Here is a 23,824-nt window from a genome sequence, read left to right on the forward strand (position 1 = left end):
GCTCAATAAACGTGACGGATGCCGAAATGGATCCCTTGCAGATAAAACGTATCACCGCGAATCCCGGCCTGAGGCGTGTCGGTGGTGTTGTCCGGATCCATCACGCCCGACAGACGCACCGCATCGGTCAAGGCAATTAAGTTGTAACCGAACGTCACATCGAACCGAGGATACTTGTGCCAGCCGACCGAAACATCGAGTTCCGGTACCCATCCGAACGTCGAATCATTGATGAGCCCGCGATTGTCGTCGGTCACCAAAATGCCGGTGGGAGTGTCTCCAGGTGGCGGCGTGTCCGTCGTGATGATGGTACGTCCACGGCGTTCGACTTCACGGGTCAGTTGCCCAAACCCCACCTTAGCGAGGAAATCAAAACTCCAACATCCTTCACGATACCGTCCGGCTAAACCAAACTGGCCGCCGTGGAACTCGTTGCGTGTATCGAATTCGTCGAGCGACGTCAAATTGTTGCCGACTTCCAGCGGAAGTTGTTGTTGGGTGATCGTGCTGGACGTTTGCAAACTCAGGTCTTCGTCCAAACGCATGAATTGGTAGCCGTACAGGACGTCGTAGGTCGTTCCCAAACCCCCGGTCCAAAACTGTCGCACCGATACGTCGGCACCGTAAACGTTACTCGACGCTGAGACGTTGACGGAACCAAAGCGACCTGCGTTTTCAGCGGTGTTGGGAAATGCCACGATGACCGCGTTGGGCGTGCCGCCGGTCGTCGTCGGGATCGCCAAAATGTTTCCGGAATTGATCGATTCGCGTCGGCCAAACGAGTAGTCCTCTTCGGTCGCCGTCCACAGTCGTCCCACAATGCTTCGATTATGGCAAGAGTCGATCCAAGTCCCGATCGTCAGTCGTCCACCGGCGGTAATCTCGTCGAAAATGTTTTCACCTCCGGCAAGAATCGTCGCGGCCGGCAAGCGTCCCGCCGTCGCGATTGGCGTGTTTCCAGGGCTCGTCGTGACGAGTGGCGGAATCCGATCGCCTTCTCGCCACAACAACAGTAGCTCCAACGAACCGAACCAACGACAGGGATCCAGGCACAGTGATCCATTGCTGTGATGACCGTATCCGTGATGTCCGAACCCGTCGTATGGGTAGCCATCGCATCCATACCCGTCGCATCCACCATCGCAGGAACCGCAGCCCCCGAAGTGATCTCCGTGAATCGGGTAAGGTTCTTCATCGACCCAGCTTTCGCCCGACAGAATGGTTTCGTGTTGAATGAGCGTTTCGTCACCCATGGGTACATGGCGATCATCGTGACGCGGTATCCAAGTGCGATTGGTTGAAGCGACGCGATTGGTCGCGGCGGTTCGATTCGTCGAGATCGCTCGACCGATCGGGGCGGTTGGCCGAGTCGCTGATGGCTCGGCGTAGCTCACTCGCTGAATTTCATTGACGGACTCGAGTTGAACCGAACGTGGGTCCTCGAGCTCGTGCAATTTTGGCGAATCAACCCGCAACGGCTCGATACGGATCGGCTTGATCACCGCCGGGGTGCGACCTCGATCGTCTTCTGGATCCGAGGAACTTGGCTGAGAAACAGGTTGCCCACCGATCGTTTTCGTCGAGTCGGGTTTGGGGTAGAGCGTCGACCCGCCAGGTTGATAGACACCTCGATCCGGCTTTTTCGTGCGGACCTGAGCGTGGACGTTCACGGAGCTGGCGGCACTGATCGCAAAGACGGCAATCGTCAGCCAAATCACGTTTCTTCGGGAAAGGTTTGAAGTGGTGTTCATCACTGGCTTCATGGATCGGTAGAGTGTAATTGTGCCCATTTCCAGCAGACGCGCGAAACATCCGCCTGATCCATGTATCGGGCCTGCCGATCAGGCCGGTTGAGCAAAACTGGCAAACTTTACCGGTTGCGGTGCCTGTGCGGGCCGCGGCATCAAACCAAACCACGCCTAGGATTCGATCAACGGCGTAACCGTCCGCCTCTAAAGAACCGGTAGACAGATCCCCGGCTTTTTGCCCTGTTTGCCTAATCCGCCTCCGCCAGGCTTCTGCCCTAGTCGCACTCTTATCAAAAAGATTGGCCGGAAGATGAACGGCACCCATTTTTCTGCCCACAATCTTCCTGCCAAAACGAACCTGAAAAGTGCCACCCACCATCTGTCGTAACGCCACTGAAAGGTGCCACCCACCATCTGTCGTAAGGTGGGTGGCACCTTTCGGAATTTCCCGCCGAAGGCGTTGTCAGCCATTAGCCGGTGGTCGAGCGAAGCGAAAACCACGGGATAACTGAGGCGCAGGGTGGGTGGCACCGTTGGGTCGGTCTTTAGATCTGCCGGTCCGCACGTCAGACGTTGCGGTCTGACGTGCGGGCCGAGTCGGCCTGATAGGGCCGACTTGACTTCAATGCTGCCGCCGTTAAACCGCTTGGCATACGGCTAGCTCTTCGGATCGCGTTGGCATCGGCACCGTGGCGGGGAAGTCGTTTCGCATCGTTTCGGCCAATCGCTTTCGGGCGGTGTGCAGACGTCGCTTGATCGTTCCCACGGGTGCGTCGAACCGGTCGCTCATTTCGATCAACGTTTGTCCTTGCAAGTAGAACGCTCGCAAGGTCTGTTGATCGAGATCGCCCAACCGGTTCAAACCTAAACGTACCGCGTCGGCTTGTTCACGGTCTTCGGCCATGTCGTCAGGCGAGCCTCCGTCGGCGCACGTCGCTTCCAAAGTTTCGGGATCGCAAGCGATCGACAATCGTCCCCGCGTGACGCGGTTGATCGCCATGCGGTGAACGATTTGACGCAACCAACCGCCGAATGCTTCGGGTACTCGCAGTTGCGAGACCTTTTGCATTGCTTGGATGAAAACGTCTTGGGCCAACTCTTCGGCTTCGTGCGTGTTTCGCACCCGGCGCATCGCCAGCGCGACGATGGTCGGTTGGTATCGTTCGAACAGTTCGCCCATTGCGTCGCGGTCGCCCTCTTGAGCAAGCATGACGAGTTGAGCCACGGTGAACGTGGTCAGATCGGCAGTGATTTTGCGTTGCGTCATCATCATGATCGTTTCTTCCTTCCCAAAGTCGCGCGGCGGTTCATTCGCCGACGTCGTTTGACTTGAGAATTGCGTAGGGGTAGGCCGAACGTTGCCAAGTTCGGCTACGAGATTGTCGTTGGAGTTGGCTGCGGGGCGATCGAAAAGGACGAGCCGAGAGCGAGATCAAGTGAACCGAGCGGAGAAGGTGATCGCGGTCAGGCTTGAAAGTCTTTCAAGCGGAACGACCACGTCAGCCCAGCTAGGCTTGGTTGGATCCGGTTCAAGGCGCGAGCATTTCGGATGCTTGCATGCCGATGGGTTCGTTAGCGGTCAAAATCGCCAAGCGGCGAGATTGACGTTAGCCGATCGAGGTGTTCGAACGACTCGGACGCGAGCATTCACGTTGGCGTGTTTGCTCATATAATCGCCGATAACTCGGACACGTCTGGTCCGCTATCGCGATGGCATGAAGAGGCTTTCCAAATGCCGCCGCGAGAGGCCCGGCCGGGAATCTTGCCGGCATGACCGCATGGGTCGCCGGCATGATCTCGGTATGCCACCCCGTACCGGGGTGCATCGAAGCCATGCATTTGCCGGCAAACTCGATGACGCCGTGGAGGTCCGCGACCAACGTCGAAATCCGGGCGAATCCATTGCGTACGATGCCGCTGATGCGGGTGTCGCGAATGACGTTCAGATTGGAGATCAAGTTTCGCATTGGATCCTCCCGGCACCGTTGATCCGGCGCGGATTTGGAAGCACAAGTGGTAAAGACAGCCCCGTCCCACACCGTCGGGTGTCCTGGAGGCTGACGACTTAGAGGTTTATTTCAGCAGATGGTTCGCGCTGACACAAAGGAAATTTGTAAAATTTTCGAATGTTGTTTCAAAAGCCTGCCAGAACGATCGCCGAAACGATTTCCGACGCTTGGAATTCGCTCGCTCCGCTGGTGTTTCCGCCCGCCTGCTGTTTGTGCAGCGAGCCGACGCCGATGCGGATCACGGGTGAAAATGAGTCTGCATTGATTACCGTTTTTTGTCGGGCATGCGAAACATCATTAGTGCAGACCGGCCCGCTATTGGAGAACGCCTGCATGAATTGTGGGTGGCCCCGAGGTCTCTGCCGCGGTTTCGCGTCCGGTGGCGAGTTGCTGCCTTGTCCGCGTTGTGCCGCGCGGAAAAACTCGCATCCGTTTAGCCGCATCACTCCGCTTTATCGATATCAGGACACGGTAACGGCCGCCGTCGTGGCGGCCAAATATCCTCGCAATTCGGCGATCACTCGCGAGCTCGCCCGGCGATTGGCGGTCCGGTGCAAAACTCGATGGCCGGAATTAACGGTCTTGCCGCGTTCATCGACTCCGATCGTGACCAGTGTCCCCAGCCCGGTGATGCGGCAGGCTCGCCGAGGCGGCAGTGGCACGCGTTTGCTCGGCCAACACTTCGCGGCCGAGACCGGGCTGCCCTATCGAGCCTTGATGCGAACGACCCGAAGCATCGCCAAACAGGCATGGCTGGACGACGATTCGCGCCGGGAAAACGTATCGGGAGCGTTCGCACTTCGCCGAATCGGGTTTCGCAGGCCGGTCTTGATGGGCCGGGAAATCATTTTGGTCGACGACGTGATGACGACCGGGGCGACCGCCGATGAAATTACCCGCGTGTTGCTCGACGCGGGGGCCGTTCGCGTGTCGGTCGCCGTGGTAGCCTTGGCGATGCGTGAAGATTTATGAATGTTTCGCCGAACGGTTTGGCGATTCGGCTTCTATCAGTTATGACGGGGCGCAGCCAGCGACTTTGTCGTTCGAATCATATTGATGATCGGCTTTGCGTGCTACAGTTTCCCAGGCGGCTGAATTTGATGGCGGTACTGTCTTCATCCCGTTTTTCCCGTTCCTTTTTGTCCATCGTTCCGCTGCAGACCTAATTCATGACCGAACCCACCACACCTGATTCGTCCCCCGGCAAGGATCACGAAGCGAATCACGACGTGGCTCATAACCACGATCACGAGTCTGGCGCGACCGGCGGCAAGGCCGGCGGTAGCGTCCGTCGTGCCGTGTTGCGGGGATTGGGCGTGGTTTTGCCCCCGCTATTGACCATCGTGGTTTTGATTTGGGCTTGGAACGCGATCGAAAATTACGTGCTCCGGCCCGTGGAATTGGGGATCCGCAGCGCCCTCGTGTGGAGTGTCGCCGATATCCGTGACCAAATCCCCGACACCGCGATCCGCAACGACACGCCTCCGCCGCCCGAAGGATCACAAACCGGACGAGGAACCGGTCGAGATCGCACGTTGGGTTTCACCTACAACGGGCTGTCTTACGTGCCTGATCCGACGGGCCGACGTTATCTGCCCGGTTACGTCGTCCAAGAGGTTGACGAAGAGATCGACGCGTTCGGGTTGGAGGCGATCCCGCCGGCCACCGCCGCCGCGTACTGGGATCGTTATGTCCAACTTCGCTACATGCCACGCTCGGTGGTAGTTCCGGTTTTTCTTATCGTCTTTTTATCGTTGTTGTATTTCCTCGGCCGATTGTTCACCGGCGGAATCGGGCGATGGTTTTTGGGAACGTTCGACGCCACAATTTTGCGAATTCCGATCGTCAACAAGGTTTACGGCAGCGTCAAACAGATCACCGACTTTGCGTTCGACGACCGACAAATTGAGTTCAACCGAGTGGTCGCGATCCAGTACCCTCGCGAAGGCATTTGGTCTCTCGGTTTTGTGACGGGCAATTCGATGCGTGAGATTTCAGAGGCGGCTGGCGAGCCGATGCTCAGCGTCTTGATGCCGACCAGCCCGATGCCGATGACCGGATTCACCGTCACGGTACGTCGCAGCGAAGCGATCGATTTGGATTTGACGATCGATGAAGCGATCCAGTTTATCGTCAGCTGTGGCGTCGTCGTGCCACCGCAACAACGACCGCTGGTTCCATCGCCGATCGCGCCGGTGGGAGCAATCAGCCGCCCAGCGAAGATCTCGCCGGATGTCGCCAAGGCGTAGCGAAAGTCGCTACGGTTCAATTGACTTGGCCGCTCGCCTTAGGTTGATCGAACAAGCTTCAAGGCTTCCTCATGCAGTCGCCCGTTGGTCCCCAATCCTTCACCGCCGCGAATCGTCTCGACGCCTTTCCAATCCGTGAATCGTCCGCCCGACTCAGTTAAAATCGGCACCATCGCGGCGACGTCCCAAGCATTGCAGATTGGATCGACCATCAGGTCCGCTTTGCCCGTGGCCACCATCAAGTATCCGTATCCGTCGCCCCAAGTCCGGGTCAGGAAACAGGATTTTTCCAGCCGGCGGTAAACATCGTCGTCGCCGCGAGTCGCAAATGTTTTGACTTCGCTGGTTACGAACACCGCGTCACTCAGGTTGCTTTGCGACGATACCTTCGCAGCCGTCCAAGTCGTAAGATCATCGGTGTAAAAACATCCTTGCCCGGTCGCCGCGACGACGGCTTGGTTCAACGCGGGGATCAGGATGATTCCTGCCAGAGGCTCACCACGATGTTCCAGTGCCAAGAGTGTCGAGTACAACGGCACGCCACAAATGAACGACTTCGTTCCGTCGATCGGATCGACCGTCCATCGATACTCGCTCTCACCTGATTGTTCTGAAAACTCTTCGCCGGCGATCGTGTCCCCTGAAAATCGTTCGCTCAATAGGGTTCGTGTTTTCTGTTCGGCTTCGCGATCGGCCACCGTCACGGGCGAATTGTCACCCTTGCGATCGACGACGAGGTCGTGCTTGCGAAAGTGTTGCAGTGTGACCTCACCGGCGGCGATCGCGACGTCGACTAACGCCGCCAAACGACCCTCGTGAAGCAGTGCCCAATCTTGCGTGATGTTAGCTGTACTCGACATATTCATTTCTCATCATTTTCGTAGTATCACCAGACGAGCTTACGATCGGCGGGGCTCGAACTTGTTATATTCGTCTGAGCCTAACTATCTATCGGAACCTAGGAAAGATGACCGGACTGCGAGCTTGCCATTGTTGCGGGATGATTCATCGTATCCCAACGTTGTCGGTTCGACAGCGTGCTGTCTGCACGCGTTGCCGATCATCGATCGCATCGGGACAACCGGCGGCTTCGGCGAGCGTCTCGGCCAGCCGAACGGCGGCGGCTGCTTTGGGAGCGTTCGTGCTTTTTTGGCCGGCCATCCTCTTACCGATTCTGTCGATCGAAAAACTTGGCCGACATCATGAACAAAGCATTCTGTCGGGCATCATCGAACTTTTGTCGACAGGCAATTACTTTGTCGGCGGCGTCGTGTTGTTGTTCTCGATCGTGTTTCCGCTGACCAAACTGGTGCTGTTATTGGAACTGTCGTGTTGGCAGATCTTGCACGCTCGTCACAAGGCGACCACTTTGCGATGGATGGAACACGCAGGGCGTTGGAGCATGATGGATGTGATGTTGCTGGCATTCTTGGTCATGTTGGTCAAACTCGGTAATCTCGTTCACTTCAACTTCGGCCCCGCCGTGGTCGCCTTTACCATTTGCGTGGCCATGAGCATGATCGCGTCGCTCTCGTTCGATCCCCACTCGATTTGGAAAGATTCCGCCGCGTGAACGCTCCTGATTCATCGACCGAAAACATCGACCACGTAGAACCAATACCGACCGCTGAGATCGAATCGGTCCGATCCACAACGATCGTTTCAAGGATGTGGTGGTTGGCGGTCGTTTGTTTGATCTTGGCGATCGGCTTGACTTGGGCGTCGATGGATTCCCCCGGACGCGAGATCACGATTCGATTCGACCAGGGACACGGACTCGCCGAGGGGGATTCGATCCGACACCGCGGGATCGAGATCGGGCGAGTTCAAAGTGTTCAGTTGATGCCAGATCTATCCGGGATCGAAGTTGTGGCCGTGTTGGAACGGCACGCCAAGGAAATCGCTCGCCGCGGTTCCCGATTTTGGATCGTGCATCCTCAAGTCGATTTCGGTGGCGTTCGTGGCTTGGAGACCGCTATCGGTGCGAAGTACATCCGTGTGTTGCCCGGCGATGGTCCCGAGGTGGTCGATCGTTTCGATGGCATGTCAGTCGCGCCACCGGACGGGGCCGAGCAGGCGGGCGTCGAGGTTGTCTTGCGCGGCGAGGATCGTTACGGACTTTCGGCCGGATCACCGGTGACCTTTCGGGGCGTCGAAGTCGGTCGAGTACTCTCGAGCAGTTTGTCTCCTGATGCGAAATACGTCGATACAATCGTCCAAATCGTTTCGCCCCATGATCGACTCGTTTCTTCCGATACCAAATTTTGGAAAACCAGCGGTATCGATATCGCTGTTAGCCTCAAAGGCGTTGAACTTTCGGCGCAGTCGCTGGCAACCGTGCTTCGTGGCGGGGTGGCCTTTGCCACGCCAGGCAATCGAACGATCCGAACAGACTCGACGAAACTGGCCGAAGGATTTGTGTTCGAGCTTCATGAGAAAGCGGACCCGCAGTGGCTCGATTCGCAAGCCGCTATCAACGTACTCTCCGAACCGATCCCCACTCCCATCGCGGTCCGCGCGTCATGGAGCGAAAAGACGTTTGGCTTCAATCGCAAACGGATCGAACATGCCTCCGCCCTCGTCATCGAAGGCGAACATCAAGACGAACTGGTTTTCCCCTGCGACTTGATCAAACTTCAAGATTCAGGCGAGAAGGTTTCCTTCGATCTGAGTCTTGTTATCGATCCGATGTCCAGTCCGGAATCTCAGGTCAGTTTGATTCCCACGCTTCAAGGACGCGAGGTGCCTGTTAGCGATTGTTTGGTCACGCGGATCGCGATCGATGATCTTTCGATCGAACGATCCGCGTCGTCGGAAATCGTGAAACAGCGGGTTTCCCGCAAACGCTTGCGTTCGCCGGATCAGATCGAAGATTGCTTCGTGGTCCGGTATGCCCAATCTAATGCGACACCTTCGAGTTCCACGCGATCTTCGAGCGCAAAAGGACCTTCGAGTCCGTCGGGCGATGGTTCTCAAACGGTGTTGTTGGAGATGATCGGCAGCCAAGATCTGAGAGCTGGCGAGGGGTTCTGGAGATGTTCGACGACGCGTTTGAGCCGGGATTTATGGCACGGGGCCCCAGTCATTTCTGCGAAAGACGAAAAGTGCATCGGGATGCTTGTTGTGGATGCCGGCGAAGTTCGAATCGCGATTTGGTAGAGTTTGCCGATTAAAACGCCAAGTCAGTGCGTTCGAATGCTGGTTTGACGGTTTCCAACGGTTGCTTGACCAATCGCCTCAACTCGTTCAAGGGCCGTTACCGAAACCCATAAGGCAGTCTTGGTCTGTCCACATTCTAAGCAGGTGCATCGGTGCCCAAATTCCCCACGATTCCGCGACTGACAATTGTTGTCCCTCATTTCGGCGAGACGGAGTCCTTTGAAAGCTCATTGGTCAGTGTCTTGCAACATCGTCCCGACGATTGCGAAGTCTTGGTTCCGCACTCCGGTAGTTACGATGACCCCTTCGATCTGAGTGATGAGGTCAAGTTCGTCGACGCGGGTAGCCCGGACCTGGTCCAGCAAATCGCAGCAGCAGCCAATGTCGCTCGCGGTCGTTTCGTTCATGTGGTCGCCGACGGGCATTTGGCCACTTCGTCGTGGACCGAGCCCGCCTTGGCCGAGTTCGAATACAGCGAAGCGGGCGTGGTTGTTCCGGTCGTTCGCGTCGCAGATGATTCGAAACAGATTGCCACGTCGGAAGTTTTGCACGCCGGTTGGAGCCGTACCGGGGCATCGGTCTGCCAACTGATCGCGTCGGGGGCGACCGAAGTAACACCACGGCAGTGCTTGCGGGTCGAGGGCGGATTTTTGTCGGCGAGCTTTTGGAGACGAGATTTGCTCCGTAGTCTCTCGGGTGCGTTTCTGGGTGAAGACATCGTCGAAGCGTCCTTGGTTTATGGACTGCTCTGCAAACGTGCCAAGTGGCGTTGTGTGGTGAGCCGTGAAAGCACATTATTCGCATCCGATTTGGAGTGCGCATTCGCCGCATCGGACTACGAGACGCGAGTTCGATGCAATCAACGTCGCTTGCAAGCGATCGCCGACGGTATTGGAAACGGCGGCGGTTGGAGCAAGAGTTTGGGTCGCTTCATGACGACCTGTCTAGGAAGCGGTCTGCGACCGGCGATCGGTCGTGCAATGGCACCCTTGGCGGTTAAGGCGGTTGGTCCGCTTGTTCAGCCGACCGGCGTACTGCGTGCCGACGAACAGGCTGAAACGCTTCGCATCCCTGTTAGCGGACTGGCCGAGCAACGCCGCGCCGCTTAACCGCCGTAGAGCCTCGCGAATGCGATCGTATCTTTCACGCCCTGTTGTTCGAGGAAATCGTTCAGTCGTGATGGATTGGTCTTCCCGGCTAAACGACTGAGTTGATCCTCGGCAACCAATTTCGAGGGTAGTAGACCTTGTTCTCCGGCGGACTTCTTCGCTTGCAATAACAAACGCTCTGCCCGATCAAACGATCGAGCGGCAAGGCGATTGAATTTCTCCGGATAACGACACAAGGCGATCCCTTCGATCAAGTCAGCCTTGCAGGTGGCGACGGGAAGCTTTTGACGACGCAGGCACCCGATCACGTGGTTGAACTTTCGGACTTCAATCGCGTCGGCATGAGGTAGGTGCGAGAGCAGTACCAAGGCTCGCAATTCATCGACCAAGATCCTCAACACCTGGACGCGTCGGTAAGTCACTGACCGAATGCAGTTCTTTTCTGCCCGCTGCAATGCCGATAAAAGTTCGCCGGAGCGATTTTGATAAATGGCCGTGAGCAGATTCTTTGTGTCGCCGACTAAGGCGAATCCATCGACACCGAGTGCGGCCAAGTTTACGGAAAGCGAGTCATCGATTTGTTGCAAACTTGCCACGTCATCACGTCGAAGGAAGCCTACCGACGCATATCCGAGCGACCCCATCGCCAGGACGAATTGGTCGCTCGTCGACGCACTCTCGTTTTGCATGTTGTCGACGAGAGTCCCTAACGCATCGAGTTGACCGGTTTGAAAGTACGCAACCGATTCAATGTAACTAGTGTGGGCGATCTCGAAACCGTGATAGATTTCACTAGAGAGGTAGGCTTCGCGGGATTGTTGGGCAAAGTCCGACACCTCCGCGAATCGACCATCCATCCCGACCGCCCAAGCGTATCCGGCTTTCACATCGCCGCGACGTGAGGGTTCGTCGCCCTGATCCAAACTTGCGTCGAGTTCATTGAGCAGTTCCATCGCTTGTCGCCGAGCTTTGCCCGGTTGATAAGAATTGAAGACACACTCGCCGACCAGGATTTCGATCTTTTCATGCTTCGTTCCGACGTTTCGAACTAAATCGCCACAATACAAACTCAGCTCAGCTGACAACCAATTGTCGATATAACTGAGTGGCCGGATCAATCGCAAACAAGCGGCGATTTGATTGGATTGCAGCATCGTTCGCATCGCCGGGTCATACGCTGGCGTCGGCCCGAAACGCTCGCGAAGTCGCAATTTGGACATTCGCCACACCAATGACAGTTGAGTCCGCCACGGCGATTTCTTGCTGGGTAACTTCAACCGAGCCAACAGGGGCGCAAGCCGATCCGTGACTTCATTGAATCGCCCCGAACGGATAAAGCAGTGGACTTGGTCTAGTTCAGCTTCCAGTTTGGCTTGGCCGGTCAGTAGCTCGGAAAGCTCCAAGTACACCTGAGCGGCTTCGTAAACACGACCTCCCCGTTCGAGTGCTTCGGCGGACATCTGCAACGCGTCCGTTTTCTCGGCACCCCAGGTATGATCGGCAACGCTTCGATACCATCGCGCCGATTCGATGGGGGCGTAGAGGTGCTGTGACTGTTCCGCTGCGACCTTGGCCCAGTAGACGAACGATTCGATGATGCCCGCTTTCTCAAAGTGCTCCGCGATCCGGCTGGCCGCTTTGAATTGTCCGGTATGAAACGAGCCGCTGTCCTCGTCACACGGGATCGTAATCTGGGACGCTAAAGACTCGGCCCAGTGCCGGTGGATCGCGATGCGTTGGTCTTCCGGAATCTCACGGATGAGTTGTTGCCCAAGTTGGTCGTGCCAGACACTCAGCAATTGACCATCGGCACCGTCACGGACGAGCAATCGTTGTTCGACCAGTTCATCCAATTGGGTTTCCAACAACGCTGTATTGGAGGTATCCGCAATCCAACGCAATTCATCGAATGTCACCTGACGTCCGGCGACAACGATTAAATCCAGCAAGCGGCGAATCGGTACCGAGAGACGATCGCTGCGATACTGCCAAACCTCGTGGATGGTTGGAGCCGAACGGCCCGCCGCAGTCGGTCCGGATTGCAATAGGCCTGAAGGAGTTAGCTCGCCGAGATAAACATCCAGCCGATACGGCAAACCATCGATCTGCTCGTTGAGAGATTGGATTTGTTCCTCGGTCAGTTCGACGCCTTGATGAGCGACTTCCTGTTGGATCGCTTGCCGTGTGACCGACTTCGAGAGCGGTCCCAAATTGATCGAATGATGAGGTTTATGTTGTTGGCGATCTCCATCGCATCGCGAGACGGTAATGATCCCCAATCCTTGGTATTGAGGCGGCCCGATGCGGTGATCCACGGTCGATTGAAAATGATCGAGTACATGCAGCGTGTCTTGGTCGGCCCACTGGACATCATCAATCACAAAAAATACCGGACCGGCACGCCGCAATTCGTTGCACGCTTTCATGCCTGCATCCAGACCACCTGGTCGACTCGGCGAGGTCACAATGGGCGATTCGGACCAATCGACCTCCAAGACCTCCTCGAAACCCGGAAGACTCCGTTGCAAGATCGACTCGCTGACTGAATCGACGCTAAGTTTTCCAATCTTGCCTTGCCGGTATCGCATGATGATCTCATCAACAATCTGGCTGAAGGCTTGGAAAGGACGTTGCTCGAAACGTTGGCAACGCGCGGTCAACACTTGTGCCCACGATTGTCGCCGCAGTTCTTCCACGGCCATGTCCAGAAACGTCGACTTTCCGATGCCCGACGCCCCTTCGATGTGCAGACGTTGAACCTGACCACCCAAAATCAAATGAGTCCAACGTCGAAACTCGGCCAGTTCGGTCTGACGCGCGGTTTGCGTAATTCGAACGGCGCGAATGGACTCATTATTGGTAAACGAGGCGTTCGGACGTGCCGTCGCCAAAGGTTGGCCTAGTCGCGACAACGACATCGCCGTCGGGCGATCCGAGACGTCCGGTGAGAGCATCTCGTCGACAATGTCCCGCAACAAATCGGGAATCGAATCATCGATCCCCAAGATGGCATTGTTGATGTGTTCACGATCCGTTTCGTAACTTTCTTCGTCCCGTGCGATCGCGTCGTCGTCGACTGCATTCGACGCGATCACATCGTCAGACTTTTTCGCTGTTCGAGAGGCAACGATTTGATCGCGCGCGATGGACTCGCGATGACTTGCGCTGAACAAACGCAAGGCCTCAAGTACGACCATGCCTAAACTAAAGATGTCGCTAGCCGGACAATAGGATTGGCGAAACATCACTTCCGGCGCAACATACATCGGCGTCCAGATCAGGTACGCGCGAATGTTTTCAGGGTCGCTCTCGGCTTCGAATTTTCCAGTCAGGTCACAATCAATGATAACGAATCGATCGCCGTCATCGGTCATCATCAAGTTTGTCGGCTTAATATCGCGGTGAACAAGTTGATGGGCATGAGTCCAAGCGAGCGCCGAACCGACTTGGCGGATCATTTCGATCAAACGATCACAAGCCTCCGCCAGCGGTAACGATTTCCAAAGCCGCAATACCTCGACCAGGTTTTCGCCGTGGATACGTTCCATCGAGAACGCAAGCCACTCATCGGAATGATGAATTCGATGCAGTCTCACCAATCCCTGGTGTCGCAACTTGCTCATCCGCCGAAAACCCGTCTTAGCCCGGACGGCTTCCTTTTGGTTCACTGCCGGCAAGATTTTGACGGCAAACTCCTTTCCCGTGGCGACTTCGATGGCGCTAAACACCCAACCATGAGACCCAAAGCCGATGACTTCGATCAACTCAAATCCGGCAACGACCTCGCCCGAACCCCACGGCGGCTTCTCCAACCGCGGGCGTTTGGAGACGCCACGCGTCAATTGATCGTCGGAAATCTTCAGCCGCGTTTCGCGAGCGCTGCTCGGACGCAGCCATTCATCACCACGAAAATCGTGGTCGGCGAAATCGTCCGAATCCGTCATCGCTTAACCGCCCCATTTTCCAAGGTATAACGTCACTGGATCGACATATTGACACACCTCTGTTCACCTTGCAAATCAAAACCGGGTCCCAGTCGCCCGAAATGCCGCATCGATCCCCGCCCCCACGCCGGTCACTTGCGAAAAAAACCGTCGCCAAAACCAGGCCGCAAAGTCGGCGGCCGAGCCATTGACCGCGAACCTTCAGCAAGTTATTTTCATCTGAGTTAGTCGTAACTACCGTCGCTGCCATTAACACACTAGCACCGATAGTTTGCCGACTTCACTTACGGTGGTTGTAGCTCAGTTGGTTAGAGCGTCGGATTGTGGTTCCGAATGTCGCGGGTTCGAGTCCCGTCTTCCACCCTGCTTCTTTTTTGCCGATTCTCCCGCGTTGGACGCGGTTTTTGAGACACCGGGCGAGTTGACGGTGCACGTTCGACTGTAACGGTTAGGCGATAATGGACTCGATGACTTCGCCGGCCACGTCGGTTAGCCGAAAACGGCGGCCGTTGTACTTGTACGTTAGCCGTGTGTGGTTGATGCCCAGCAGATGCAGGATCGTGGCGTGTAAATCGTTGACGTGCACCTTGTCCACAGCAGCTTTGTATCCGATTTCGTCTGATTCGCCGTAGGTCGTGCCACCCTTAATCCCGCCACCGGCAAGCCATGCGGTGAAACAGTGAGGATTGTGATCCCGGCCCGGCTTGGCAGCTTTCTGAGCCACAGGAAGTCGACCGAATTCGCCACACCAAATCACCAGCGTATCCTTCAAGAGACCTCGCTGATCAAGATCCGCAAGCAGGCCCGCGACGGGTTGGTCGGTTTCCCCGGCGAACTGGCTGTGGTTGCCGTGAATGTCGTTGTGCCCGTCCCAAGATCGCTGGTTCTCCATGCCGCCTGAGTAAATTTGCACCATGCGTACGCCACGCTCCACCATTCGCCGCGCGGTCAGGCATTGTCTTGCAAAATGATCACACCGATCATCGCCGATCCCGTAAAGGTCTTGAATGTGTTTCGGTTCCGAATCGATGTCCAAAGCCTCCGGAGCCGCCGACTGCATTCGGTAAGCCAACTCGAAGCTTTCGATCCTGGCGGAAAGCTCCGCTTCGGCCGCTCGTTCTTCCTGATGCAAGTTGTTGAGACGATTGAGGAGGTCCAGTTGGTTTCGTTGCGCATGGACGACTGGCTGAACGGGCTGCAAATTGTCGATCGCCGCGCCGGTGGGACTCAGGTGCGTCCCCTGGAAAACGCCCGGCAGGAATCCCGAGCTCCAGTTGGAAGCGTGCCCTTTGGGTAGCCCTCGACCTTTGGGATCACTCATCACCACAAACCCAGGCAGGTCACTGCTTTCGCTTCCCAAGCCGTACGTGACCCATGACCCGACACACGGAAATCCCATCCGAGGCAGTCCACAGTTCATTGCAAACAGCGCAGGCGAATGGTTATTGGATTCCGTGTGGCCCGAATGAATGAAGGCCATCTTGTCGACGTGTTCGCCCAGTTTCGGAAAGATTTCCGATACCATCTTGCCGCACTCGCCACGCGGGGTAAACGCAAACGGCGACTTCATCAGGTTCCCCACCGCGTCCTTGAAAAATCCCGTGGTGTTCGTGAATTCCGGGGCAAATTCCTTGATCGATTTGTCGTTCCGACGTTCGAGCTCCGGTTTGTAGTCCCATGTATCAACTTGGCTCGGCCCGCCATTGACGAAAATCCAGATCACCCGTTTCGCCTTTGGTGCAAAGTGCGTCGCTTGAGGAGCCAGCGGGTTGAGCGCGCGGCTACCGAGATCCTCAGCCGACGTCGATGATAGCAAGCCTTGGTCATGAAGAAGACCAGCTAACCCCAGCATGCCGAATCCACAACCCGCGCTTGCCAACGCTTGCCGCCGATCGAGAACCGTTTGTTGCCGATTGAGAACAGTGCGAGGCAATTCAGATGTGATGTGTTTGCGATTAATCGACATAGATAAATTCGTTCATGCTGAAGAGTGTTTGACAAAAATCAGTTAACGCGGCCTCAGCCGCATTCGCGATCTTCGCTTGACTGTAAACATCAATCTGTTGCCGAAGAAATGCTTCCGCCAATTCGGACTCTCGTGTTGACGGAGCCCGACCGAAGGCTAGCTGATACGCATCCGCAATCGGTGCAGCGGTGTCGAGCCTAGCCGCGAACGCCGTGGCATGTCGTCGCCCTTGAGGGCTGTTCATGAACATCAGGGCTTGTGGAGCGATCGTGGTGGTCGAACGTTGTCCGATACTGACTAAATGCTCCGGCCAGTCGAACAACATCATCATGGGAATCAACTTGCTGCGTTTGACGAAGAAGTAAATGCTTCGCCGCTTCATGTTCACGTCCAAAGTGCCCGGTCCGTACATGGTCGGGTCAAGTTGCCCCGACACGGCCAGCATTGAATCGCGAATCGCCTCGGCCTCCAGACGACGAGGCGTGCGTCGCCACAGAAGTCGGTTATCCGGGTCAAGCTTGCTTCGGTCGGAATGGAACGTTGACGATTGGCGATATACGCTGCTGAGCATAATTTGTTTGTGCAGCCGTTTCAGTTTCCAGCCGTTATCGATCAGATCGGCGGCCAGCCAATCGAGGAGTTCAGGGTGAGTCGGACGTTCACCCTGAAAACCGAAATCGTTCGGAGTAGCAACGAGACCCTGCCCAAAATGATGTTGCCAAATTCGATTCACGATGACGCGGGCAACCAACTGTCCAGATACGTTGTTCGGATCGGTCAACCACGTCGCCAGTGTCGCGCGAGAAAAGTCAGTCGTCGCGTTCTCAGGTTTTGGCAACGACCATTCTGAGATGTCCGCGCCATCAGCATTGAGCACCTCCAACAGTCCACTTTTCACGACGCCCTGCTTTTGATGGACGTCACCACGATCCAACAGGTGCGTGGTTTCGTAAAAATGAGGGTAACCGCGTCCGTTGGCATGGTGTTCCAGCTTGGGAACGTTCTCGCTGCTGATTTGCACCTTCGTCAACTTCACACCTGCGCCCTTGGCGATGTGATCGGCCAGCGACTGATTGAGCGTCGTCCAGGCGGGTTGAGTCGACTTGAACCAGTTCAATGCCGTTTTGAGTTGTTCCGGATCTTGCGAACCGTTCCTCACCGCATCAAGAGCGGCCAAAGTTGCGGCGTCCGGACCAGTGCCGCCGACGACGACGGGTGGGGTAGGCAATCCGGTGACGGATAGGCGAAGTCGTCCAAGGACATGCTTGGGGTTCGGATGATCGAACCTCATTTCAATCTTCAGCAACCCCGACTCCTCAACCAGCAGCGGTTCAGCGAATGTGAAGACCGCCGCGTTGTCCTTTCCGATTCCCCCAAAGTCAACCGCCCAGCCGGTTGTTGGGTGATCGTCGATCGAAGCCGCAACGGAGAGGTCAGCCGTGTTCTGCTGATGCGTTGCATTAGCTGCGGACAGTTTGATTTTACGGGGAGTCGCTTTTCCGTTCTGCGTGCGATCGAACGCAACTGACAGATCGCTCAAAACAAAGTTGCCGTTCCCCGCGAGCCCTGGACCTCGTCTCGGAAGAGACGGATCGGTTAAAGCTTCGATTCGCAACGCCGTAAGATTCTTTTGTGGCACCGTCGCGTAAAACGTGATCGTGTTTTGGTTCGGAGAACTTCCGGTTGCCAAGATGGAGTTGTCCGCCTGCACCTCGTAAGTGCCGTTAGATTCGATCCGGTCGGCAGCAAGGACGATCCAATCTTCGGAGGGAAGCTCGTCGTGTGATTCAAGCCAAGCCTCAAAAGCAACTCTGAGTGGACCGGTTTCATAGTCATTGATCGCGGCTGTTAGCAGTTTCGATTTTTCGGCGAATTCAAGACGCCGATTTTCGTTAGCGTCGGGATCGAGGTCCAATTCGATTTCGCTACGAATCGTTTTGGTAAACGTCGCTGCAAGGCGATAGTAGTCGCGAGTCGGAATGGGATCAAATTTGTGATCGTGACAACGTGCGCATCCGACCGACAATCCCAAAAATGCCACGCCGGTGGTGGCCGTCATGTCATCCAACTCGTCGTATCGAGTCGATTCGAACTCGGCTTCGGTCAGCTGGGTTGGAAAGACACCCGCCCCCAGAAACCCCGTGGCCATCTTTGCCAGTGGATCGTTTGGTGCGAATTCGTCGCCTGCCAATTGCCAACGCACGAACTGATCAAACGGCATGTCAGCATTGAACGCTTTGATCAAAAAATCGCGGTAGTGGTACGCGTGCGGGCGATCGTAGTCTTGCTCATAGCCGTAAGATTCGGCGAAACGAGCCACGTCCATCCAATGCCGCGCCCAGCGTTCGCCATAGTGGGGCGATGCCAGCAGTTCGTCGATCATGCTCTCCCAGACGTCATCGTCCAAGGCCGCTTGGTCGGACGTGTTCTGGGCCGGTAATCCGACCAATCCGAACGCGGCTCGTCGCATCAACGTCCTCGCATCGGCATCTGGATTCGCCGTCAAACCATTCGCTTCTAGCGAAGCAAGAATGAACCGATCGATGTCCGTTCGGCACCAAGCTTCGTCGGTTACTTCTGGAACCTGTGGTTTGGACAACGGCTGGAACGACCAGAAATTACGGTCATCGTCGGTAACCACCATCGGACCTTTCGGCTCCGACGACACGTCCGTCAGTGGAGCATCGTAGGGAGCCCCCAGGTCGATCCAATCACCGATTCGCTTAATCGCGTCGCTGGGAAGCTTCGGTTTCTTAAAAGGCATCGCAGGTTCTTCATCGTGACGAACCAATGCCATTAGATAACTATCGCCGGGTAAGCGTTCTATCTCCCCATGTTGACAGGCGGTTTAGCGTGACAGGTTTGTTTCCACCTCCAGGAGAAAACCATGAACGCGTTTCCCAATCCCGAGCTCGCCAGGCAGTGGCGTGAGCGAATCGAGCGTTTCGACGATGCCGGGACGACCATCGCTGAATTCTGCCATGCCGAAGGCTATAGCGTTGCTTCGTTCTATCAGTGGCGAAGACGATTGCGACAAGCCGCTTGCGAACCGGCGGGCTTTATCGCGGTCGAAGTGCCGGACAATCAAGAATTATCTGTCGTGCCGGCGAATATCGAGATCGAACTTCCCGGCGGTGCTATCGTTCGTCTAAATGCTCACGGTGGCGTCTCCGTTTTCGAGCCGTTGCTTGCCGCCGTCGTTGCCGCCACCGACGCCGCCGCGAAGGAGGCGCCATGATCTCCGTCGCCTCGGGAACTCGCATCTTCGTCTACGCCGGGGCTGCCGATATGCGAAAAAGCTTCAACGGCTTATCCGGCATCGTGACCCAGCACTTCAAGGCCGACCTGTTCTCAGGCCATTTGTTTGTGTTCTTCAATCGAACTCGCACCTACGTCAAGATCTTGGCCTGGGACCAAGACGGTTTGTCGTTATGGTCCAAGCGGCTCGAAAGCGGAACCTTTGAAAAGATCACCGGACGCGACGACACAAACTTCGAGATCGATGCCGCTGAGCTGATCATGATGCTTCGCGGAGTCCAGATCGAAGGATCGCGGCGACGAAAACGGTACTCGCTCGGCGAACAAGACGCCGCCTGATCAACGACCAACTTTTTTGAAAGAAACCCAACGCAAGGTCCCAGCGGAGCCTTGCGTTTTTCTTTGGATATGCGACAACAAACACATGCCTGCACCGGAGAACAATAGCGACTTGCAAAGCGTGTTGAGATACAACACGGAGCTTGTCATAACGGTCGAGCAGCAACAGAAAACTATCGAACAACTTCGTGAAGAACTTGCACTGTATCGCCGCAAGCTCTTTGGCCGATCATCCGAGCGATTCGTCGATGACGAGTCTCAACTGCGGCTGTTTGAGACGGGCGACGAACAAGGCAGCGTCGACGAACTCGAGGACGATCAGGAAGACGATTCCAAAACAAAGCGTCGTCGCCGCAAAAAGAAGTCCGAGAAGATTCCGTCGCATTTGAAACGTAAGGTCATCGAGGCGGATGTCTCGCCCGAGAAGCGGATGTGTTCATGCTGTGGCGAAGAAATGCCGATCATCGGTACCGACATCACCGAACGAGTAGACCTAATTCCCGCCGAATTGTTCGTTTGGGAAATTCATCGTCACAAACGAGCCTGCGGCAAATGCAAAGACACCATCGCACAGGTTCCCGCCGGTGAAGAACCCGGTGGATTGACGACACCGATACCCGGCAGTGATTACGGCTTCGGCGTTTACACGCAGATCATCGTCAATAAGTTCGCCGATCACCTTCCGCTTTATCGTGGGGAAGACATCTTCGCCCGCGCCGGGATGCTGATCCCACGAAATACGCAGTTTGGGATGCTGGTGAACATCGCGGCGTTGGTCGGTGGACTGCTCGAGTTGATGGCCTCGCGCGTCGTATCAGGCAAGGTCATCGGCGCGGACGACACGACGGTTCGGGTGCAAGACCCGAGCCTTCCTGGCAAGATGCGAACAGGACGTTTCTGGCTTTATCGAGGTCGCGAGGACAATCCTTACAACGTGTTTGACTTTACTGAAAGCCGTGGTCGAGATGGTCCGGCAAGTTTCTTGAAAGACTTCCGCGGCCATGTGACGGTCGATGCCTACGGAGTTCATGAAGGAGTTTATCTAGGAGCCACCGATAGAATCTATGCGGCGTGTTGCAACTCGCACGCGCGACGAAAATTCAACGAAGCGAAGCCGAATGATCCGGTCGCCGCTGCGCATGCGTTGTCGCTTTACCGCGGCCTGTACGATATCGAAGATCGCTGCCACGATTTCTCAGCGGCGGATCGCTTGGAGCTTCGCCAAAAGGAATCGGTTGCGCTCATGAACGAACTTCATGACTGGTTGATCCAGAAGAGCAGCGACCCGCGGGTGTTGCCGAAGAGTTCGATCGGCAAAGCAGTTCGCTATGCATTAAACCAGTGGGACGAGCTGTCGGTGTTCCTGGGCGATGGCGCGATCCCGATCGACAACAACCAAACCGAAAGCGAACTTCGCAGCTTGACGATCGGTCGTCAGAACTGGCTGTTCGTTGGCTCGAGTCGTGGCGGTGAAGTGGCTGCTGCGATGTACAGCTTGGTCTCATCGGCGGCGCGTCATAAGCTGGATGTTTGGGCGTATGTCGATGACTGTCTTCGTCAGCTTGCCGGTGGCAGTACGGATTATGAAAGCTTGCTACCGGACATATGGCGAAAGGCTCACCCCGAGGCAATACGTCCGTACCGCGAAGCCGAGGCGACGTCGCGTCGCTTGACGACTCAGCAGCGACGAACGCGTCGTCGTGAAGCCCGGGTGGCTTGATGGCGAAGTTGACTCATCGCATCGAACTGACGATTTATGATCGCGACTTGATACTGAAATACGGCTACGTCAGTGGTCGTTTGGAAGCATCGCTGCGTCGCTGGCCCAAGGGCCAGATGGTTCGCCGTGTGGGCATGGATCGGGTGGAGCTTCGTTGGTTGATCAGCGACCTAACTCACCGTTGCAACAAAGATAAAACGGGGCGAGACCTCGATGCGGTCGTGGAACTGTGCGAGCACCTGGAGTGCGCCCAACGAACCGGCGACGGTGACTCGGACTTCTAGTACGCGGCCCACTGCCCCGGTTCACCCGCCTGGGCAGATAGAACGCTTACCAAGCGGCTTGTCGCAATCGTCTTCGCCACTGATAGAACGAAGCAACGCTATAGCCTTCGGCATGGCAGAATTCAGCGATGGTCGTCCCGGCATCGTCGAAACGCTCGATTCGCTCACGCCACTGCCTGGCGAGCTCGGGATTGGGAAACGCGTTCATGGTTTTCTCCTGGAGGTGGAAACAAACCTGTCACGCTAAACCGCCTGTCAACATGGGGAGATAGAACGCTTACGAAACGACTGGCTGGCGAACCACTGGTCAAACCTTTCACCCGAAACGAAACTTCGGGCACCTTCAAAGTCTTTCAAGAAATCGCGATGGGCGGCCAAGAGTATGGAGCCAACACGATCAAGACCGGCGGTAACGGCGAGATCGCTCAAAACGTTGCCGATAACTTGGGCGGCGTCGGTTATGTCGGATTGTCCTACGCGAACGCTCCCGGGGTGAAAGCAGTCCCAATCGAAGGCGTTACGCCCGATCCGGCTAACGCGTCGACCTATCCGCTCTCGCGTAAGCTTTTCTACTACACGATCGCTGACAAAACGTCACCCGAGGCGATGAAGTTCATCAAGTGGTCGCAATCGTCAACGGAAGCCGCCGCGATCATTACCGAAGTCGGTTTCATTCCCGGGAAGTAAGATCGGCAGTCATCAGCTCTGACGTGTTCGTAGTCGTAGTGGATCTTGTTAAAGATCCTCTTCTTGGAGGATCTTTAACAAGATCCACTACCTTCAAGCCCTCTTTCGATAATAGACCCGGTAGACCGGGATTCCGAACTTGCGACTGCGACGTTCAAAGTGAGTGTGATAGTCGAGGTCATGGTTGGAATCCCGTTGCGTCTCCGGCAACGGGACGCCGAGTTCGGGAGCGATCTCGGCGATCAACTCCACCGTCAGTTCGAAATAGTCCAACACGTCGGTCCAAAAGTGCATTCGTCCACCGACTCGCAACGTGCGGCTGAATTGACGAATGTTCGCTTCGCTGAGCACCCGTCGTTTGCGATGTCGTTTCTTCCACCAAGGATCGGGGAAGTAAACATGAACCGCCTCGAGCGAGCCATCGGCGATCCGTGGCGGACCGTCGGTAGGTCGAGGGTGCAGCGTCGGTTGCATGGACTCGGCATGAAACGGTGCAAACAAGGGCGTTGCGTCGCCGGCCAACATCATCGCGTTGCTTAATTCACGGCGAGCGAATCGGGCCGCCGCGTGAGCGGCGTACTTCTGAGCGATCTCGATCCCGAAAAAGTTGTGTTCGGGCCGTCGCTGCGATTCGGTCTGCAAGAACAACCCCTTGCCACTACCGACCTCAATTTCCAGCGGTCGATCGTTGCCGAAAAGGGTTTGGCTCGAAATTGTTTCAGGAAGTTCTTCGGGCTGCTTGAGGTAGCGAGTCAGGTCGAGATCGGGGCTGGGTTTGCGAAGGGCGGCGCGGGGCATGGTTAGTTTTGAGTGGCGAGTGGCGAGTGGCGAGTGGCGAGTGGAGAGTGGAGAGTGGAGAGTGGAGAGTGGAGAGTGGAGAGTGGAGAGTGGAGAGTGGAGAGTGGAGAGTGGTGGGGTGAGTTTAGCGCGTTGGGGCGGTTATCGCCAATGGACGCTTAGCCATACCAGGGGCACCATGACGGTCAAATACAGACATGTCCGCCAAGCGGATATGCGGGCGTGAATGATCCAGGCCGCCAAAAGGTAAGCCGTCAAACCACCCGCCCCCCAGCGGACCGTGCCGGGGATGAGAAAGGCGATCGCGGAGATCGCTTCGAATACTCCAGACCAGAACAACAGCCAACGGGGCAAGCGTAGGAACTCGTCCCACTTCCGCTGCATCGTCGGCAAGCCGATCCATTTGGCCGTCGCACTGGCAATCGCGATGGAGGCGATCGTGATGGCGAGGATCCAGCCTAAAACCTGCGACGTCGGCACGATCGAGTTGTCTTCGTTAGAGTGAAAGGAACGCAAAGGCCACGCACGATAACGATTCCTTCCCCCCGAGGCCA

General features: G+C 56.2%; 20 protein-coding genes and 1 tRNA gene. 11 read left to right on the forward strand and 10 right to left on the reverse strand.

All coding sequences use genetic code 11. The features are described from left to right. Positions 1–2: 2 nt before the first annotated feature. From Pla100_RS23005 to Pla100_RS23015, 3 genes are all read right to left on the reverse strand, one after another. A complete protein-coding gene (locus tag Pla100_RS23005) occupies positions 3–1,751 on the reverse strand; it encodes a BBP7 family outer membrane beta-barrel protein (protein WP_231603416.1) in 1,749 nt (582 codons plus the stop codon). Positions 1,752–2,385: 634 nt separating this feature from the next. Beyond that, entirely contained in the window at positions 2,386–3,021 is a 636-nt protein-coding gene (locus tag Pla100_RS23010; protein WP_231603418.1) for an RNA polymerase sigma factor, read from the reverse strand. 334 nt (positions 3,022–3,355) lie between these two features. Next, the gene (locus Pla100_RS23015; RefSeq protein ID WP_146580577.1) at positions 3,356–3,715 is read right to left on the reverse strand and encodes a hypothetical protein; all 360 of its coding nucleotides are present in this window, start codon (positions 3,713–3,715) and stop codon (positions 3,356–3,358) included. A gap of 159 nt (positions 3,716–3,874) precedes the next feature. On the opposite strand from Pla100_RS23015, the gene Pla100_RS23020 reads away from it, so the two are divergent. Together Pla100_RS23020 and Pla100_RS23025 are read left to right on the forward strand one after the other, a co-directional pair. Next, complete coding sequence (locus Pla100_RS23020) at positions 3,875–4,729, forward strand: ComF family protein (RefSeq protein WP_146580579.1); 855 nt, start codon at positions 3,875–3,877, stop codon at positions 4,727–4,729. A 197-nt stretch (positions 4,730–4,926) separates the two neighbouring features. Further along, a complete protein-coding gene (locus Pla100_RS23025) occupies positions 4,927–6,006 on the forward strand; it encodes a DUF502 domain-containing protein (RefSeq protein WP_146580581.1) in 1,080 nt (359 codons plus the stop codon). Positions 6,007–6,044: 38 nt separating this feature from the next. Here the strand turns inward: Pla100_RS23025 and hisN are convergent, their stop codons facing one another. After that, on the reverse strand, positions 6,045–6,866 hold the full coding sequence (gene hisN / locus Pla100_RS23030; protein ID WP_146580707.1) for a histidinol-phosphatase: 822 nt from the start codon (positions 6,864–6,866) through the stop codon (positions 6,045–6,047). A 107-nt stretch (positions 6,867–6,973) separates the two neighbouring features. Between hisN and Pla100_RS23035 the strand changes: the two genes are divergently transcribed. The 3 genes from Pla100_RS23035 (at position 6,974) to Pla100_RS23045 (ending at position 10,274) form a co-directional block, all read left to right on the forward strand. Beyond that, on the forward strand, positions 6,974–7,579 hold the full coding sequence (locus Pla100_RS23035) for a paraquat-inducible protein A (RefSeq protein ID WP_146580583.1): 606 nt from the start codon (positions 6,974–6,976) through the stop codon (positions 7,577–7,579). Beyond that, positions 7,576–9,165 carry an MlaD family protein gene (locus Pla100_RS23040; RefSeq protein WP_146580585.1) on the forward strand — a complete coding sequence of 530 codons (1,590 nt, stop codon included), beginning with the start codon at positions 7,576–7,578 and terminating at the stop codon, positions 9,163–9,165. The genes Pla100_RS23035 and Pla100_RS23040 overlap by 4 nt, the downstream gene beginning before the upstream one ends. 152 nt (positions 9,166–9,317) lie before the next feature. Continuing rightward, positions 9,318–10,274, forward strand: coding sequence for a glycosyltransferase family 2 protein (locus tag Pla100_RS23045; protein WP_146580587.1), 957 nt, complete (start codon positions 9,318–9,320; stop codon positions 10,272–10,274). On the opposite strand, the gene Pla100_RS23050 is transcribed toward Pla100_RS23045, so the two are convergent. Then, positions 10,271–14,218 (reverse strand): serine/threonine-protein kinase, encoded by a 3,948-nt coding sequence (locus Pla100_RS23050; RefSeq protein WP_146580589.1) that lies wholly within the window; start codon positions 14,216–14,218, stop codon positions 10,271–10,273. The genes Pla100_RS23045 and Pla100_RS23050 overlap by 4 nt on opposite strands. Before the next feature lie 288 nt (positions 14,219–14,506). Between Pla100_RS23050 and Pla100_RS23055 the strand changes: the two genes are divergently transcribed. Beyond that, positions 14,507–14,582: transfer RNA gene (locus tag Pla100_RS23055), tRNA-His, on the forward strand. A gap of 84 nt (positions 14,583–14,666) precedes the next feature. On the opposite strand, the gene Pla100_RS23060 is transcribed toward Pla100_RS23055, so the two are convergent. Together Pla100_RS23060 and Pla100_RS31845 are read right to left on the reverse strand one after the other, a co-directional pair. Next, positions 14,667–16,184 (reverse strand): DUF1501 domain-containing protein, encoded by a 1,518-nt coding sequence (locus Pla100_RS23060; protein WP_146580591.1) that lies wholly within the window; start codon positions 16,182–16,184, stop codon positions 14,667–14,669. Continuing rightward, positions 16,174–18,948, reverse strand: a complete 2,775-nt coding sequence (locus tag Pla100_RS31845; RefSeq protein WP_231603421.1) for a DUF1549 and DUF1553 domain-containing protein — start codon at positions 18,946–18,948, stop codon at positions 16,174–16,176. The genes Pla100_RS23060 and Pla100_RS31845 overlap by 11 nt, the downstream gene beginning before the upstream one ends. Positions 18,949–19,071: 123 nt before the next feature. Here Pla100_RS31845 and tnpA (Pla100_RS23070) point away from each other — a divergent pair, with 123 nt between their 5' ends. The 4 genes from tnpA (Pla100_RS23070) to Pla100_RS23085 all read left to right on the forward strand — a co-directional run bounded on the left by tnpA (Pla100_RS23070) (position 19,072) and on the right by Pla100_RS23085 (position 21,785). Beyond that, positions 19,072–19,422, forward strand: coding sequence for an IS66 family insertion sequence element accessory protein TnpA (gene tnpA, locus Pla100_RS23070; RefSeq protein WP_146580595.1), 351 nt, complete (start codon positions 19,072–19,074; stop codon positions 19,420–19,422). Beyond that, the gene (tnpB, locus tag Pla100_RS23075) at positions 19,419–19,781 is read left to right on the forward strand and encodes an IS66 family insertion sequence element accessory protein TnpB (RefSeq protein WP_146580597.1); all 363 of its coding nucleotides are present in this window, start codon (positions 19,419–19,421) and stop codon (positions 19,779–19,781) included. Before tnpA (Pla100_RS23070) ends, tnpB begins: the two co-directional genes overlap by 4 nt. An 85-nt stretch (positions 19,782–19,866) precedes the next feature. Continuing rightward, positions 19,867–21,501: an IS66 family transposase gene (gene tnpC, locus Pla100_RS23080; protein WP_146580599.1), complete on the forward strand. Its 1,635-nt coding sequence runs from the start codon at positions 19,867–19,869 to the stop codon at positions 21,499–21,501. Continuing rightward, positions 21,501–21,785, forward strand: coding sequence for a hypothetical protein (locus Pla100_RS23085; protein ID WP_146580601.1), 285 nt, complete (start codon positions 21,501–21,503; stop codon positions 21,783–21,785). Before tnpC ends, Pla100_RS23085 begins: the two co-directional genes overlap by 1 nt. 46 nt (positions 21,786–21,831) lie before the next feature. Here the strand turns inward: Pla100_RS23085 and tnpA (Pla100_RS31850) are convergent, their stop codons facing one another. Beyond that, a complete protein-coding gene (gene tnpA, locus Pla100_RS31850) occupies positions 21,832–21,993 on the reverse strand; it encodes an IS66 family insertion sequence element accessory protein TnpA (RefSeq protein ID WP_231603423.1) in 162 nt (53 codons plus the stop codon). Between the two features lie 44 nt (positions 21,994–22,037). Here tnpA (Pla100_RS31850) and Pla100_RS31855 point away from each other — a divergent pair, with 44 nt between their 5' ends. After that, positions 22,038–22,472: a substrate-binding domain-containing protein gene (locus tag Pla100_RS31855; RefSeq protein WP_261344817.1), complete on the forward strand. Its 435-nt coding sequence runs from the start codon at positions 22,038–22,040 to the stop codon at positions 22,470–22,472. 93 nt (positions 22,473–22,565) lie between these two features. Here the strand turns inward: Pla100_RS31855 and trmB are convergent, their stop codons facing one another. Both trmB and Pla100_RS23105 read right to left on the reverse strand, forming a co-directional pair. Next, complete coding sequence (gene trmB / locus Pla100_RS23095; RefSeq protein ID WP_146580605.1) at positions 22,566–23,270, reverse strand: tRNA (guanine(46)-N(7))-methyltransferase TrmB; 705 nt, start codon at positions 23,268–23,270, stop codon at positions 22,566–22,568. 141 nt (positions 23,271–23,411) lie between these two features. Continuing rightward, complete coding sequence (locus tag Pla100_RS23105; RefSeq protein WP_197168172.1) at positions 23,412–23,786, reverse strand: DoxX family protein; 375 nt, start codon at positions 23,784–23,786, stop codon at positions 23,412–23,414. Positions 23,787–23,824: the final 38 nt, after the last annotated feature.

Origin of the sequence: Neorhodopirellula pilleata (genome assembly GCF_007859915.1) — a bacterium.
GTDB classification, from domain to species: domain Bacteria; phylum Planctomycetota; class Planctomycetia; order Pirellulales; family Pirellulaceae; genus Rhodopirellula; species Rhodopirellula pilleata.

Bases quoted from the DNA above. Each gene is read 5' to 3' on its own strand.
- Pla100_RS23005 (WP_231603416.1), bottom strand. From the start codon at position 1,751: ATGAACACCACTTCAAACCTTTCCCGAAGAAACGTGATTTGGCTGACG.
- Pla100_RS23010 (WP_231603418.1), bottom strand. From the start codon at position 3,021: ATGATGATGACGCAACGCAAAATCACTGCCGATCTGACCACGTTCACC.
- Pla100_RS23015 (WP_146580577.1), bottom strand. From the start codon at position 3,715: ATGCGAAACTTGATCTCCAATCTGAACGTCATTCGCGACACCCGCATC.
- Pla100_RS23020 (WP_146580579.1), top strand. From the start codon at position 3,875: ATGTTGTTTCAAAAGCCTGCCAGAACGATCGCCGAAACGATTTCCGAC.
- Pla100_RS23025 (WP_146580581.1), top strand. From the start codon at position 4,927: ATGACCGAACCCACCACACCTGATTCGTCCCCCGGCAAGGATCACGAA.
- hisN (WP_146580707.1), bottom strand. From the start codon at position 6,866: ATGTCGAGTACAGCTAACATCACGCAAGATTGGGCACTGCTTCACGAG.
- Pla100_RS23035 (WP_146580583.1), top strand. From the start codon at position 6,974: ATGACCGGACTGCGAGCTTGCCATTGTTGCGGGATGATTCATCGTATC.
- Pla100_RS23050 (WP_146580589.1), bottom strand. From the start codon at position 14,218: ATGACGGATTCGGACGATTTCGCCGACCACGATTTTCGTGGTGATGAA.
- Pla100_RS23060 (WP_146580591.1), bottom strand. From the start codon at position 16,184: ATGTCGATTAATCGCAAACACATCACATCTGAATTGCCTCGCACTGTT.
- Pla100_RS31845 (WP_231603421.1), bottom strand. From the start codon at position 18,948: ATGCCTTTTAAGAAACCGAAGCTTCCCAGCGACGCGATTAAGCGAATC.
- tnpA (WP_146580595.1), top strand. From the start codon at position 19,072: ATGAACGCGTTTCCCAATCCCGAGCTCGCCAGGCAGTGGCGTGAGCGA.
- tnpB (WP_146580597.1), top strand. From the start codon at position 19,419: ATGATCTCCGTCGCCTCGGGAACTCGCATCTTCGTCTACGCCGGGGCT.
- tnpC (WP_146580599.1), top strand. From the start codon at position 19,867: ATGCCTGCACCGGAGAACAATAGCGACTTGCAAAGCGTGTTGAGATAC.
- Pla100_RS23085 (WP_146580601.1), top strand. From the start codon at position 21,501: ATGGCGAAGTTGACTCATCGCATCGAACTGACGATTTATGATCGCGAC.
- tnpA (WP_231603423.1), bottom strand. From the start codon at position 21,993: ATGAACGCGTTTCCCAATCCCGAGCTCGCCAGGCAGTGGCGTGAGCGA.
- trmB (WP_146580605.1), bottom strand. From the start codon at position 23,270: ATGCCCCGCGCCGCCCTTCGCAAACCCAGCCCCGATCTCGACCTGACT.